The organism is Streptococcus mitis (assembly GCF_047463435.1).
Taxonomy (GTDB): Bacteria; Bacillota; Bacilli; order Lactobacillales; family Streptococcaceae; genus Streptococcus; species Streptococcus mitis_DS.
In genome coordinates, this window is the sequence record NZ_JASHDW010000008.1 from 89,014 (window position 1) to 104,564 (window position 15,551).

Genomic DNA, 15,551 nt, shown 5'->3' on the forward strand with positions numbered 1-15,551 from the left:
TTAACTTTTTTTCGCAATTTTCCTTAGCAACAATGACAAAACAATCCATAACCCAACACTAGCCAAACTGATGTAGAGCCAAGCATGGGGCTCATCTGTTAAAGGGAGCGGAACATTCATTCCGAAAAAGCCTGTCACGACTGCCAAAACAGCCAGCAAGACTGAAATGATGGTCAAGGTTGTCAAATTATCATTCAGATTATTGTTTAGGATGTTGTTGTAAGATGCTGATAGTTGTTGGAGGACTTGAGAAATCAAGTCTGTCATGGATACCAGCTGATGAGCCTCAATCATGGCATCATCAAACTGCTCTCTCTCAATCTCGTTAAAACTGCGATAGAGGGCATGCCCTTGAATATGCTCCAGCAACATGCGATTTTGCTTGGCAGCCGCAGTAAGATAAACCATACCAGTTTCTAAGTCGGAAAGGGCAAAGAGGTTTTTCTTAGTCGTCCGCAGGCGCAAGAGCCCATTGACCTCATCCTTACTCTTGTCCATCTGCTCGATGACAGGATAGTAGGCATTGCTGATGATTTCTAGACTGGCAAAGAGAAACTTGTAAATCGAAAGCGTGTCATGACTCTCCAGATAAGCTAACATCTGATCAATGACATAAGCATTCTTATGGTTGCTGATGGTAATCATTCGTTTGTTTTCAACGATAAAGGTCATGGGAATCGCTTCATAGTAATCCTTGTCCTTTTCTAAGTCCAGAACATTGTAGATAAAGGTCACAGTCCCATTCTCACGGTTATAATCCATATGAGCACGTTCATTTTTATCCAGTGCGTATTCAATGGTTTCTTTGTCCAAACCGTATATTTCAGAAAGGTCCTCTAGTTTTTTCAACTTGTCCAAATCTAAGTTAATCCAGATACAACCATTGCCCAACTGTTTTTCTAAAACCATCTTTTCTCCTTTACCAAGCTCTTTCTATTGTACCATAAATTTGCTAAAATTTCAGGCCTGGTCTATCCGAGAGAAATTGCTGACAACAGTGATATTCCGATTGGGAACGAAGTGCAGAACCTGGTTTTCTCCTCTGAGTTGCGTTGTTCGAATGCCGACACTGACGACCTTGCCCGATACAGTAATAGGACCATTTGTCAGAACAACCTCATCTCCCACATCCAGTTGACGTTCAAAGAGGATGAAAAAGCCATTGATAACATCAGACAGAAAACCTTGGGCTCCCATACCAATAGCCACCCCAGCAATCCCAGCACCTGCCAGCAAACTAGAAACTGGCAAACCTAAAATAGACAAGATACAGTAAAGTAAAAAGAAATAGAGGGTATAATTAAACACATTCTCTAATAAACGTGAAATGGTTTTCTGACGCCCGACATCATGACGAGACATTTTTAGAGAAGGTTTAACAATTCTCTGCACCATGGTATGGAGCAGTTTTTTAGCTATATAAAAGATCAAAAATAAGAATAAAAGAGAAAGTAGCTTGGTTAATATATTCTCGATAATCGCTGTAATATCAAGCTTATTGAGATAGGTTTGAATAAATTCTTGCATAGAAAACTCCTTTCATTCATTATACCATACTTTCATAAAGTGTCAGTCTCCATAAATTTTCAAAAATAATAACAAAAATAGACAGAAAATTCTTGATTTTACTTAATATTTATACTATAATCATAAACATTACACAACAAAGGAGATTGTTATGAAAAAATTCATTCATGCTTGGAATAAGGCAAGCCTGATCAAACGTATTTTGATTGGCATGCTTGTCGGAGGAATCCTTGGACTGACATTTCCTACTGTTTCAGGAATTGGTCTACTCGGAGATCTCTTTGTTGGTGGTCTCAAAGCCATCGCACCTATTCTAGTCTTTGCCCTCGTTGCTAACGCCCTTTCCCAACATCAAAAAGGACAAGATAGCAATATGAAAACCGTTATCTTCCTTTACTTGGTGGGAACCTTTGCCGCTGCCCTTATCGCTGTACTAGCAAGTTTCATTGTACCTGTTGAAATTACCCTAAATAGCGCTAATACCGATATTGCTCCACCAGATGGGATTGGACAGGTCCTCAGCAACCTCTTGCTCAAACTGGTTGACAATCCAGTCAATGCCCTCATTACTGCCAACTACATCGGTATCCTGTCATGGGCAGTTGTTTTCGGGATTGCTATGAGAGAAGCCAGCAAAAATAGTAAAGAATTGCTAAAAACCATGGCTGATGTGACTTCTAAAATTGTCGAATGGATCATCAACCTAGCTCCCTTTGGAATTCTTGGCCTTGTCTTTAAAACCATCTCTGATAAGGGAATCGGAAGCCTAGCCAACTATGGAATCTTGCTTGCCCTCTTGGTGACAACTATGTTCTTTGTAGCCTTAGTAGTCAATCCATTGATTGCCTTCCTCTTTATGAAGAGAAACCCTTATCCCCTCGTTTGGAAATGTTTGCGTGTCAGCGGTGTGACAGCCTTCTTCACTCGTAGTTCTGCGGCTAACATCCCTGTCAACATGAAACTTTGCCATGACCTTGGACTAGATCCAGATACCTACTCTGTTTCTATCCCACTTGGTTCTACTATTAACATGGCCGGAGCAGCGATTACTATTAACGTTTTGACCCTTGCTGCAGTAAATACTCTTGGAATTCCTGTTGACTTTGCAACAGCATTTGTCCTTAGTGTGGTAGCAGCTATCTCAGCCTGTGGTGCTTCTGGTATTGCCGGTGGTTCCCTCCTTCTTATCCCAGTTGCTTGTAGCCTTTTCGGTATTTCTAACGATATTGCCATGCAAGTTGTCGGGGTTGGATTTGTGATTGGTGTCATCCAAGACTCATGTGAAACAGCCCTCAACTCTTCTACAGATGTCCTCTTTACTGCCGTTGCCGAATACGCAGCAGCCCGTAAAAAATAACTCATAAAGGCAAGCCTGCTCAGGTCTTGTCTTTTACGCTTTTATTCTAACCTATTAGGAAATTCTTATGTCTATTAGCCAACGTACGACCAAGCTCATCTTAGCTACCTGTCTTGCCTGCCTTATTGCTTATTTTCTCAATCTTTCCTCAGCAGTTTCGGCTGGAATCATCGCCCTCTTGAGCCTATCCGATACCCGTAGAAGTACCTTAAAACTGGCCCGCAATCGGCTCTTTTCCATGCTTCTAGCTCTGGTTATCGGGGTTTTGGCTTTTCACTTGAGCGGATTTCATATCTGGAGTCTCGGACTCTATCTAGCACTTTATGTGCCTCTAGCCTACAAGATGGGTTGGGAAATTGGCATCACACCAAGCACTGTTTTGGTTAGCCATCTCTTGGTGCAAGAGTCAACCTCTCCATACCTCCTAGTCAACGAATTCCTTCTCTTTGCTATCGGTACAGGATTTGCCTTGCTTGTCAATCTCTACATGCCTTCACGAGAAGAGGAAATTCATCACTACCACACATTGGTAGAAGAAAAGTTAAAAGATATCCTCCTACGCTTCAAATATTATTTATCCAGAGGGGATGGACGCAACCGAGCACAGTTGGTTGAAGAATTGGACACCCTTTTGGAAGAAGCCCTCAGACTGGTCTATTTGGATCACTCAGACCACCTCTTTCACCAGACCGACTACCATATCCACTATTTTGAGATGAGACAGAGACAAAGTCGTATCCTGCGAAATATGGCCCAGCAAATCAACACCTGTCACCTAGCTGCCAGTGAAAGCCTGATTTTGGCTCAGCTCTTTTCAAAAATTGCAGGTCAACTGAGCCAGACCAATCCTGCTTCTGATCTACTAGATGAAATTGAACGCTATCTAGAAGTCTTTCGCAACCGCAGTCTCCCCAAAACAAGAGAAGAATTTGAAACCCGCGCCACCCTTCTTCAACTCCTACGTGAAGCCAAAACCTTCATCCAAGTGAAAGTTGACTTTTATCAAAAATATGGACAGTAATACTCTTCGAAAATCTCCTCAAACCACGTCAGATTCACCTTGCCATAGGTATGGTTACTGACTTCGTCAGTCTTATCTACAACCTCAAAACAGTGTTTTGAGCTGACTTCGTCAGTCTTATCTACAACCTCAAAACAGTGTTTTGAGCTGACTTCGTCAGTCTTATCTACAACCTCAAAACAGTATTTTGAGCTGACTTCGGCTAGCTTCCTAGTTTGCTCTTTGATTTTCATTAAGTATAAAAAAGAAAACTTCAGACCAATCACAAGAGGTGAATATCTGAAGTTTTCTTTTATTTGTAAGTTATTACCATAAAGGTTAATAGTAAAACGAATAAAGCCAAACTCACCAATAAAGTGAGCACCTTTACCAAGGTGTTACTCTGCCAGTAACTCGGCTTACCAATATTACTAGTCGCATCCATGGAAAATAGTTGATTTTGACGGGGTTGGATGGTTACCAATACAATCAAAGCAATAGATAGGACAATAGCTAAAACAATCAGTATTTCAATCATAGGCCTACCTCAAAATTCCCAGCAAAGTAAAGAGCAAACCGATCAGAATCATTAAACCCAGTAAGAGTGAAAAAGTCTTACTAATCTTTTCCCCTCGGGTTTCTTTTTCCTTCTTGATGGGTTTTTGTTTCAACTCTTCCATGCGACCTTCAACGTCTTTGTAAAATAAATCTTCGTCTGACATGTTAGCCTCCTAAAACAGTTTGCATGGTTTCCTGATATCGCACCAAGTCAACATAGTTTGCATGTTGACCTTGCTTCCCAAGTGCCAGACTCATTTGGGTAACATCTGAAAGGGCCAGCTTAATGGTCTCAACCAAAGGAGCAACCTCACTACTTTCAAATAGATGATCTGGAGCGATATAGAGTCTATTGTGTACCGTTTGGTTGAATCCCAGAATCAAGAGATTGTGCTCAAAGGCCTGACGCACTGCCTGCAACAACTCATTGCTGTGATTAATATCCAAATAAATATCCGACAGTTGATACAACTCCTGAATCTTCTGTGGACTAGCGTTCTGATAAAGTACCACATTAGGATAGCGAAGCATATCTAAGAGCTTAGAAGACATCTCTGTCACCGCTGCGATACGGAAGGTAACATCAGGCAAGGCTTCTACGATTGCTTCTACTTGCTCAATCTGATCGGAATTAGTCAAGATTAAGGCATCTCGTCTTAGGAAATTATCGCGTTTAAACTGGTAATGGTAACCCAAGTGCACAAACTGATCATGGTATTTCTCGTCAGTCAACTCTAAAGCGCGCTCATAAGTCGCCTTGTTTGGAATGATGATTTTCTTAGTACGCACATCATCACTTTCCAAAATCAACTGCATATTGCCCGGAATAGCATCATAAAGAGGTTCCTGCCAAACTAGGATATCTGAGCCAGATTTATCTGGATAATGGAAGGAAACCAAGAAAGGTGTCGCTAGAGTATTAAAGATAAGCTGACTTGTATCTATTTCCAAATCTTGCAAAAAGAAGGTGATAAATTCAACCTTATTTGCAAAGTAACGCATGGACTGACCAGGTAAGGTCAATAAGATATCACCCGTCACTTGATTTTCAAGTAAAACTTGTTGATCATTGACATCTTTGTAAACCGTCATAATCGGCTCACTATCTGCGCTATAGGTCGTTGTAGCAAAACAAGCTCCGAAGCGATTGTAATGGTCAACCTGACGGACTCGACCTTCCAGGTCTTTCCAATCTACTTGCTTAACCAATCGAGCTTGCATTCCATCTGCATAATGAATAACGGCTCTCTCCTGCATCATATCCTCAATACGAGCAGACTGATTATTTCCTGAAATTTCCCAAAAAGCTGGAACAGGGACTTGGTTAAAATAGAGAGGTTTTCCATCCTCGTAACCTAGATAATAGGTAAAAGGAGAAACCAGACCATCAGGCAGAAAACCATCTGCATCAATGACCACTCCAAGTTGAGAAAGACCAGTAGCGACTAGACTTTCATGTAAATCTTGACTTTCCTGACTATAACGATCATAAAGTTCAATCATGGAGCACCTCCTCTACTGTTTTTTTCCACTTTTCTAAAATTTCTTCGGTTAAGAAACCTTCTGCAATTTGGTAAGAATGGGCACGCATATCCGCCAAACGATTTTCTTGATACAGTTGGCAAATCTTAGCTGCATAAGCTTGCTTGATTTGATCTTCCACATGGTCAGATGAACTTGGAATCAAATAACCATTTTGCCCATCCTCTATAAAGGTCTGATTACCATAAGGCACATCAAAACCGATTAGGGGTAGACCTGAACCAATAGCTTCCATCAAGGTCAAACCAAAGCCTTCGCTGGTAGAAGCAGTCAAATAGACTTCATACTGGCTATAAATCTGCGAAAGTTCCGCATGTCCCTTGAGCTGGATATAATTCTCAGCCTGATGATTTGCAATAATTTCTCTGAGCAGAGATTCTTCTCCACCACTACCATAAATATCAAAGGTCAATTCAGGGATTTCCTTACGAGCCTCAATGACCGCCTTGACCAACCAGTCAATGTGTTTTTCTTTGGCAAGACGCGAAGCCGTAATCAATGAAAATGGCTTACGTCCCTGACTTGACTCAGTTAATGCATCAATACTTCCTACAGGAATGGTAACAATCTTTGGTTGGTGCTGGGTGTATTTAGCAAATTGCTCTTGCAGAACTTCTCTCTGCTTATCAGTTGATACGATAAAGAAGTCAACCTTATCTGCATTTGTAAACTGATAGTCATAATAGTTATTCCAAAGGATGTAATCCTCATTTGTTGCATTTTCACTATAATGCTCCGCATGAACAACTACCGCTAAATACGCTGCTTGTGCTTCCTCAAAAACAACCTGTCCAATGCCTGTCTCCCTATCAAGAATGACCAAATCAGACTTGTTCAAATTCAAGGATTTCATAAAAGCACGCATGAAAGCTGGCTTCCCATAGAAAATCTTATCCTTGAAACGATAAACTTCTTCCTTACCTTGATTCATCAAAATATCATAGGCTGGAGTTCCGTCTTCATTATAAAAAGTTCGTTGATATAGGACTGCAACATTGTCCTTGGGAGCAAAGTATTCGCTACAATAACGCGTATAAGAAAAGTAATCCTTACGAATCAGTTTTCCTTTAAAGACATACTCGGCATGTTGAACCAAGTCCTTATCCTCATCAACCAAATAACAGGTTACAAACTTATCTTGGTCAGAAAAGAAGACACGCAAGACCTTGCCATTCTTTTCTCTACGACTTTCCACACCGCCGAAAATAGCCAGGACATCATCCACTGTCACGCTAGTCGGCGCAATCTTGATATCTGTAAAGTGGTTATAAAGCCAGATCACTTGATCATCATCAAAACCAATATTGGCTGTTAAGTGCTGAATATTATCGGCTAAAATCATATCTGTAAAGATAAACTTAGAGGACAGATTTAATTTCCGAAAAACACCAGCACGATAGGCTTGGGCGTATTCAACACCGCTACTAGCCCATCCAAGTCCTAAATTTATATTGTAAATTGTCATATTTTCCTCTTTTTATGGGAAATGAGTCATAATCTCACCCTTAGGAGTGACTTCAACCAAGCCCATCAGGAGATTACGCACCATATCCGCACGGATTTGTTCTTTCATAGCTTCAAAGCCAGCATAAGCTTCTTGATAATACTCTACGATTGGATTTTTCTGACTAGCAGACTGACCACCGATAGCCATAGATAACTGTTGTAGATAGTCTACCTGCTCTACCCAGTTGTCATCAATAGCCTTGAGCATAGAAAGTCGTAAAAACTGTTCATATAAGCCATGTTGGTCAAGCAATTCTTTCTTTTCAGAAAGTTCTTGATCAATCACCTGCTTCATAAAGCTACGAACTGCAGTTTTGTCAGTCACATCTATATGATCTGGAACTTCTTTAATATGAAAACTAATATTAGTCACAAGAAAATGGAAGAGTAACTCTCGGCTTTCATATTCTGAAGAAGTCACTTGATCTATGTAACTAGCAATGATTTCCTCTACAACATCCTCTAAGTCACGAGAACCATCTATTAGACGATTACGCTCCTTGTAAATCATATCTCGTTGAATATTCATACTTTCAGCATATTCTAGAGTCTGACGACGTGCCGAACGTCCAGCACTATCACTAGCATGCTGAGCCTTTTCGACTAGCCTTCGATATTTACGACCTTTCAATACTTCTGGTTGAGTCATATCTTGAACCTGATAGTCTTTGTACTTTTTATGAACCCAAGATGGACCAAATTTCTTGATAACATCGTCCTCCAAGGATACAAAAAACTTACTCATACCAGGATCTCCCTGACGACCAGAACGTCCACGAATTTGTAGGTCGATCCGCTGACTTTCCATCCGCTCCGTTCCAATAACAATCAAGCCCCCGAGCTCTGCGACTCCTTTACCAAGCTTGATATCCGTACCACGTCCTGCCATAGAGGTAGCCACTGTCACAGCCCCCATCTGACCTGACTCGGAGATAATCTGAGCCTCACGCGCCGCATTATTAGCATTTAGAACATTATGGGCAATCCCTTCACGAAGCAAGAGAGACGAATAGAGTTGAGACATTTCAACTGAGCCTACAAAAACGAGTAGGGGATTTCCCTTAGCATGGTATTCTTTGATGTATTCCAAAGACGCATACACTTTTTCAGGTAAAGTCACATATAAATTATCTGGATAGTCAATCCGTTGTCTAGGACGATTGGTTGGAATGCGTACTACCGACATATTGTATGTTTCAATAAACTCTTTTTCTGCGACCTTACCTGTCCCTGTCATACCAGATATCTTATTGAACATTTTAAAAAGACTCTGATAGGTGATTGAGGCCATAGCCCGCGTCTCTGGAGATAATTTGACATGTTCCTTGGCTTCAATAGCTTGATGAAGGCCTCCTTGAAGTTTAGTTTGCTCCAACAAACGACCTGTTCCCTTATCTACTAGTACCATCTCATTCCCACGAATGACATAGTCCTTGTCTTTTGTATAGAGCTTGTGGGCTCGTATAGCATATACTAAATGGCGAGCAAAAACCGCATGTTCTTCCTTGTAAAAATGATCTATCCCTAAGAAGCTTTCAGCAGCCTTAGCCCCCTTGGTAGTGAGCCAGACCTCATCCTTTTCCTCCTTAAAGATATAGTCTTCCCCCTCTACCAAAGTCGTTACCAGCGTATCAATAATACCGTAGTAATTAGACTGAACACGCGGGGCTCCTGCAATAATAAGTGGTGTCTGAGCGCTGTCCAATAGGATATCATCAATCTCGTCAATAATAACGTAATCAAAGGGACGTAAAAATTTCCCTTCCTCATTTGAAGCCAGATTATCATTTAAATAATCAAAACCTAAATTGCTATTAGTTGTATAAATGATATCTGATGCATAAATTCTTTTTTTCTCTTCTGGCGTCAATTCTTCTTTAGGATCATCTGTTAAAGGTACCCCAATTGTTAATCCTAAGAAGCGATAAACTTGTCCCATCTCCTCGGCATCGCGTTTAGCTAGATAGTCATTGGTGGTAATCAGCATGGTACCTTTACCTGTCAGTGCATTGAGATAAACAGGCATAGTGGCTGTCAAGGTTTTACCCTCACCAGTATTCATCTCAGCGACATTTCCCTGATGGATAACAATTCCTCCCATTACTTGGACATCATAGGGAAACATGCCCAATACGCGTCTATCCGCTTCACGAACAACTGCAAAAGCTTCCACTAGAAGATCATCTACCGTCTCTCCTTTAGCAAGACGTTGGCGAAACTCCACTGTTTTTGCCGCTAGTTCTTGGTCTGATAGAGACTCCATCTTTCCTTTAAGGACATTAATCTTTTTTAGAATCTTTTTAACTTTTCTAAGTTGAAAATCTTGATAAAAATCTTTAAACACGATTCATCTCCTTAATGGAAAAAGAATAGAAATCTAAGGACTCAAAGCCAGCACTTAGAAGGGAAACTTGATAAGTATAGGTATCATCAGGATAGGTAAAATCAAAGACTTTCATTTTTTCAATTTTCTCTTCGATCACATCCCCATATCTATCAAAAAAGGCAATCTTTGTATAGACTCCATTTGTGGGATGACATTCAAAATCCATACATAATTGATAATCGTGATTTCTTTTTAACAAAGGGAGACTGGGCTGAGTTCTGAAACCTTGATAGTTTACACTCGAAAACCAAGTTTTGAGAATCTCGCCAGATGGCAATAGGGGATTATACAGACGAACACTTTTGTCAGGGTAATAGGATACAGTTGATCCGTACATATACGTTCCTCCTACTTCATCCCAATTAATTTCTTGTCTTTGTTTAATGATCATTGACTACCTCTTCCAAAATCTGATTTCAAAATCATACGGTAAAAATGTAGAAACCAAGCAACATTAGTATTTGTATCATCATTATGTCGTCCATCCGTACCTTTGGATAAAATTTTAGCACCTGTATAACAAAGATGTTCTACTAACTGCTCGTAGGCCTTGCTATCCATATCTTCATCCTTCATATAGGAAAGACCAAAAGTTGTCTGTGTGAAATCAGCCTTTTTAAAAACATTCCAAAAAGTTTGATCCAAATCTTCCATATGTTGGGAACTAACTCCGCCAGTCTGATGTCTCAAAACATCAAAACTAGTATTAAATACTCCTGGTGCCTCTAAACGGCCTCGTCTTGCAATAGTCCCAATATTAGCTAATGGCTTCCCTACAATAACTGCACGTGGCTCAAAAGCGGCTGCATAGTAGAGCGATGGAAAAGTTCCCATTGATAAGCCTGATAAAATCAAATCTTTAGATGTCAAACCAAGATAATTCAAATAATATTGAATAGTTTCCTTAATCCTATTCTCTAATTCTTCACTACCAAGGTAAAAAGCTCCACCTTCAATACGAGGATCTGAGAACAGAAGAAAAGGACATCCTAAATTTTTCATCATCCAATACCCCTCAAATCCCTCGGCAGGACGAAAACCGGAAAAATAAACAGCTAAAGGGGGCTTAAAATCACCTGGATGGAAAAAGTAGGTGATTTCATCACGCTTACTATCATGTATGATATTTCCCCCTAAAACAAACTTCCCGAACTGTTTACGACTCCAGCGCTGATGAAGACTACCAATCTTTACAATCCCTTGACCACGTGCTTCTACAGATATTGCGAGATAGCAATCCCCATCTTTATTTTCCATAACAAGTGCTTGCTCTAGGTCATCTTCAGTCACTAGGATTTCTTCAAAAATTCCATCAACAGACCCACTCCATATCTTACGAATAACCAATCGTAAATCACAATTACCTTGTTTTTCATACTCCAGCCACAACTCAATAGGAAGATTTTTACTAACCACAATGTTGTATGACCAATAAGCAAGCTGGGAAAAAGTATCACCAAAATCCCCTTCTAAAGCCAAATATTCAAATCCTTGATAGGAAACAGAACCTTCAAAATCGGGATGAATCTTAATAGTAAAAGGCTTTACTTTATCCCCATATCCCCCACCAAAGAGTGAAGTTGATAAATCATTGAGTAATTCCTGGGGATCCGAGAAATCTACATCCTGAGCACATCGCTTTTTTAATAAATCAAGAATACCCAAATCTGTCGTTTGAAAATCTTGACTATAAAGTAAAGTATAGGGTTCTATATGGTGAACAAATGGCAATAAATCCCTTATATACTGACCATCCTCTACCAAAATTGCATGAAAATTTGTGATGCTATCCATTTCCATCATTTTGCGAAGAGCTAGCGGTGAGTTGGGACAGAAATAATACCAATCCATGTTTTCAGGAATTTCATAATGATGAACCCAATTATCAATCCCTATCTGTAGGATTTTATAATCCTTTGACATCAGTAACCTCCTCAATCCAGTGATGCAACTTATCTAAGAATCGTTGTCCAGTATGCTCCTTGATTTTATCAATAGAGTATACTAATGCTTGATTCCATTCTTTCAATTTATCTGTATAGTAATGTGCCGCCTTGGAAAATTCGGTCACATCTGAAATCAGATAACCATTTTTCAAATGTTCCACATAGACTGTTTCAATCTGATTAATCTGAGGAATTCCCGCACTAATACCTGCTATTTGGGTATAGAGGTGAGGTTGTTTATTAAGATCCACAATCAAACGAACAAACTCTAGTGTCTTAATCAAATCCAACTCGTCATTCATATTGACAAATTGAAAACGTAGTTCCTGCTCTTGATTTTCTTCTAAAGGATTTTCTGCCCCACCGTAGTCTATTCCTTTTTCTAAACCATCAGTATGGATTTGTTCCTGAATGATTTCATTGACAAGAATTTCCACCTCTTCCATTTGGTTCTGACTAGCAGAGAAGGCTCCAAAAATAACTTCTGTATTTTTGGTTTCAGCAATAAATGATAAAACCTGAAATAGGGCTTGTCTATCAATTCCTTCAGAAAAATCTAATTGATAGTAAATAATCGACTCCTTCCGAGTCTGACTTCGACCTAATCGTAAACGCGTATCAAAAGGAGAGAGATGATAAAATTTATCCGATAATGTAGGATATAGTTCTTGTAAAAGTTGTAAACTATCCTCTCTATCCACTAATACTACATCTACCTGATCAAATGATGGAGCTAAGTCTTTAAAACTAGCTTGAGAATTCCGATTAATGAAAAGACTCAAAATTTTAGCAGTATCACTCGGTAAGTAGTTTAAGACAAATTGGTCATGATGAGGGTGAGAAGGGATGATGAAAATATCCTGTTTCTTCTGTTGCTTTTGCAGATATTTATCAAAATATTCTGCTATTAGTTGGCTCATATCAGTGTAGTAAAGCTGTTTAAAACGATAACCAAATATTGGATTTACCTCTACTCGTCCTTCCTCGTTTAAATGCTCCCTAAATCTCCAAATACCTTTAGGATCCAAATAGTCTTGATAGGTAGGCTGACCACTAGCAAAATAAATAACACTCGATACAAAACCACGATCATCCATGATATAATTCTTACTTATCTGTCCATCGAGATCAAAATATTGGATTTCACTGATAAATCCTTCTACACCATGCTCCACTTTAGCATATTTTTTACCATTTTTTTGTACTACTATTGCAAAAGGACTATAAACAAATTGACAATCACTATCCCACTCTATATCTCTTATATTCAGAACCTGGCTGTGTATATCATGCAAATCTTGCATATCATCAAAGATAGAATAGACTTCTGTCTCTAAAACACCGTGTCTATGTAAAAAATAACGCAAATGTGGCTGATAGGCTAATACTAATAGCCGGGATGGTATTCCTTGTCTTTGAAAAAGCCTGATTTGATTGAAAGTATCATCAAATTCAAATCTAAAATAAGAACGATACCATGGAATCAAATCAGCATGCCATTGACGGGTTGAACCATACCAAGCTGGAATAAAATAATACATAAAAGCCTCCTAAATTAATGGTTTGTAAGTTTCATTTAGTCTCAAAGCCTTCATTTCATCTTTGATTGTAAAAATCATACCACCAAACATCATAAATAAACCTGGAATCATAGCAATCCTCAATAACTTTTCATCAGATAAAACAAATAACATTGGTGTACCTGCCATCAAAACATTAAAAGTCCCACCTATAATCGAAAAGCGCAATACTAATCGGTTAATAAAACGACTTGTTTCCTCACCTGGATAAACTCCATATATATACTCTCCAGATTTCTTCATACGATCTGATATCTGATCACCACTCAAATTGACAAAAGCAAAAGCAATACTAAATAAAAAAATCATAGCAATATATGAATAAATCCATAATGGTTTTCCAACTCCGTACTGAGCAGATATTTCAGAGAAGGCGGAAGTCTGAGGAAAAAGGGTTTGTAATAGTAAAAAGATATAGGTAGGTAAACTTAAGAAACTCATAACATACATAAATGGCATACCACCAGCTGGATTTAACATTATTTCCAAATAAGAATAGCGCTTAAATCGACTACGTAAGCCAATCTTATGAACTGGTATACGATATCGTGCCCTATACATGAGTACCATCATATAGGTTAATACAATACTGCTCAATACAATAAGTAACATTACTCCCATAGAAATTCGCACAAACTGAAATGTGCTTAAAATATCTTGTGGAATATTTAACACAATACTAGCTAGCAAAATAACTACAGAACCACCTACTCCAAGTTGAGCATTTAAATCTGATAACCACACTAGAAAGAAAGCTCCTGCTATTAACAACAAAGTATTCATTGTAGTCACCAAGAAAGATGAATAAAGATGTTGTATCGGTAAATTCAATGAGAGCGCCAAGGATTGAATCAAGGCAATGACCAATGTTAAATACATCTTTCTTCTATCTTGAACTTCTACTGCCCCTGCAGAAATATTCAATTTCTTAGAAAAAGTGAGTAATTGCCATAGAATCATTGACGACATCCATGGCGAGAGTCCTATAGAAAATAATGATAAACTTCTTAAATTTCCTCCTAATAGAGCCGTTGAAAATGCCAAATAAGCCGTTGAACCACCTAGAAAGTCTCTACTATTCAAATCAACAAAAGGAAGGGTAATACGACTTCCCAATACATAAATAAACAGCAGAAATAAGGTTGTCAATCCTTTTTTTACTGCTATTGATGAGTAAATTTTTTTCACGAAATAATCCTTCTCTCTTACTGTTAATCTAATCTTTTCTTTTGTAATAAAAATAATGATGTTACAACTTTAGTTTTGTTCTGCTTCAAAAAACAACTTCAATCTAAAACAAATATCTTTATATTCCTCAGTATCTGTTAATTGATGGAATTCCAAAGTCTGTTTATAATCTTTTAGCAGATTGACAAAGCGAATACGCAGAACGGAGACATCCAAACCAGCCAAGACACAATCTGATATTTTCTTAGAGAATACTTCAACTAAATCTCTTGCCCAAGAAATATCAAATTCAGTTCTCATGATACTTCCTAAACGTCTTCTATATAGATAGAGGTTATCATTTATAAAGACAATTTTAGATGCTAAAAGATAAAAGCGATGCATGGTCGCTTCATCATCGAAACGACGACCATTTGAAAATTGAACTTCCTTAAATAATTCTTTTTTTATCAGTTTAAATGTAGGCAATATAAAAGCAGAACTATTGAATTGCCAAGCACCTGCTTGACGGTTCATAATTTCTTGTATAGGTAATTCTTCGACACAAAAATCTTGCCCCGTTACATAAAAATAAAAATTTCCATCACTTTCATCATAATTATAGTAATTCCCTATAACAACATCTGCATTCTTTTCTTGAACTTGTTGATAAAGAGTTTCAATCATATTTTCTTTTACGACATCATCCGAATCAACAATCGTGATATATTGCCCTTTAGCTACACTAATCCCCGTATTTTTAGCTTGTGCTGCCCCCTTATTTTCTTGATGAATTACTCTGACACGCTTATCTTGCATCATAAAAGCATCGCAAATTTCCCCAGAATTATCTGTAGAACCGTCATCAACTAAAATAATTTCTATATTTTGATAAGTTTGCTTTAGAATATGATCAATACACTCTACTAAATATTTTCCAGTATTATATATCGGTACTATAACACTAATTAATTCGTTCATT

The 15,551-nt window shown here is 38.5% G+C and carries 15 protein-coding genes; 2 read left to right on the top strand and 13 right to left on the bottom strand.

The annotated features are described in order from the left end of the window. Together QM843_RS06360 and QM843_RS06365 are read right to left on the bottom strand one after the other, a co-directional pair. The gene (locus QM843_RS06360) at positions 1-909 is read right to left on the bottom strand and encodes a magnesium transporter CorA family protein (RefSeq protein WP_414304610.1); all 909 of its coding nucleotides are present in this window, start codon (positions 907-909) and stop codon (positions 1-3) included. Between the two features lie 51 nt (positions 910-960). Then, a complete protein-coding gene (locus QM843_RS06365) occupies positions 961-1,527 on the bottom strand; it encodes a mechanosensitive ion channel family protein (protein WP_414304611.1) in 567 nt (188 codons plus the stop codon). A 151-nt stretch (positions 1,528-1,678) separates the two neighbouring features. Here QM843_RS06365 and sstT point away from each other — a divergent pair, with 151 nt between their 5' ends. Both sstT and QM843_RS06375 read left to right on the top strand, forming a co-directional pair. Beyond that, entirely contained in the window at positions 1,679-2,884 is a 1,206-nt protein-coding gene (gene sstT / locus QM843_RS06370; RefSeq protein WP_265480264.1) for a serine/threonine transporter SstT, read from the top strand. A 67-nt stretch (positions 2,885-2,951) separates the two neighbouring features. Further along, positions 2,952-3,905 (top strand): aromatic acid exporter family protein, encoded by a 954-nt coding sequence (locus QM843_RS06375; RefSeq protein WP_265480263.1) that lies wholly within the window; start codon positions 2,952-2,954, stop codon positions 3,903-3,905. Here the strand turns inward: QM843_RS06375 and QM843_RS06380 are convergent. From QM843_RS06380 to QM843_RS06430, 11 genes are all read right to left on the bottom strand, one after another. Continuing rightward, complete coding sequence (locus QM843_RS06380) at positions 3,887-4,138, bottom strand: hypothetical protein (protein ID WP_414304612.1); 252 nt, start codon at positions 4,136-4,138, stop codon at positions 3,887-3,889. The genes QM843_RS06375 and QM843_RS06380 overlap by 19 nt on opposite strands. Positions 4,139-4,197: 59 nt before the next feature. Continuing rightward, entirely contained in the window at positions 4,198-4,422 is a 225-nt protein-coding gene (gene asp5, locus QM843_RS06385; protein WP_050230870.1) for an accessory Sec system protein Asp5, read from the bottom strand. A gap of 4 nt (positions 4,423-4,426) precedes the next feature. Then, a complete protein-coding gene (gene asp4 / locus QM843_RS06390; protein WP_001278708.1) occupies positions 4,427-4,606 on the bottom strand; it encodes an accessory Sec system protein Asp4 in 180 nt (59 codons plus the stop codon). Position 4,607: 1 nt separating this feature from the next. Beyond that, entirely contained in the window at positions 4,608-5,945 is a 1,338-nt protein-coding gene (gene gtfB, locus QM843_RS06395; protein WP_265479134.1) for an accessory Sec system glycosylation chaperone GtfB, read from the bottom strand. Then, positions 5,938-7,449 carry an accessory Sec system glycosyltransferase GtfA gene (gene gtfA, locus QM843_RS06400; protein WP_261128250.1) on the bottom strand — a complete coding sequence of 504 codons (1,512 nt, stop codon included), beginning with the start codon at positions 7,447-7,449 and terminating at the stop codon, positions 5,938-5,940. Before gtfA ends, gtfB begins: the two co-directional genes overlap by 8 nt. Before the next feature lie 12 nt (positions 7,450-7,461). After that, complete coding sequence (gene secA2 / locus QM843_RS06405) at positions 7,462-9,834, bottom strand: accessory Sec system translocase SecA2 (RefSeq protein ID WP_414304613.1); 2,373 nt, start codon at positions 9,832-9,834, stop codon at positions 7,462-7,464. Beyond that, positions 9,827-10,267 (bottom strand): accessory Sec system protein Asp3, encoded by a 441-nt coding sequence (asp3, locus tag QM843_RS06410; protein ID WP_261128248.1) that lies wholly within the window; start codon positions 10,265-10,267, stop codon positions 9,827-9,829. The genes secA2 and asp3 overlap by 8 nt, the downstream gene beginning before the upstream one ends. Next, on the bottom strand, positions 10,264-11,799 hold the full coding sequence (gene asp2 / locus QM843_RS06415; protein ID WP_261128247.1) for an accessory Sec system protein Asp2: 1,536 nt from the start codon (positions 11,797-11,799) through the stop codon (positions 10,264-10,266). Before asp2 ends, asp3 begins: the two co-directional genes overlap by 4 nt. Further along, positions 11,783-13,363 (bottom strand): accessory Sec system protein Asp1, encoded by a 1,581-nt coding sequence (asp1, locus tag QM843_RS06420; RefSeq protein ID WP_261128245.1) that lies wholly within the window; start codon positions 13,361-13,363, stop codon positions 11,783-11,785. The genes asp2 and asp1 overlap by 17 nt, the downstream gene beginning before the upstream one ends. A gap of 9 nt (positions 13,364-13,372) precedes the next feature. After that, positions 13,373-14,590, bottom strand: coding sequence for an accessory Sec system protein translocase subunit SecY2 (gene secY2 / locus QM843_RS06425; RefSeq protein WP_261128244.1), 1,218 nt, complete (start codon positions 14,588-14,590; stop codon positions 13,373-13,375). A 69-nt stretch (positions 14,591-14,659) separates the two neighbouring features. Further along, positions 14,660-15,550, bottom strand: a complete 891-nt coding sequence (locus QM843_RS06430) for a glycosyltransferase family 2 protein (RefSeq protein WP_261128243.1) — start codon at positions 15,548-15,550, stop codon at positions 14,660-14,662. Position 15,551: the final 1 nt, after the last annotated feature.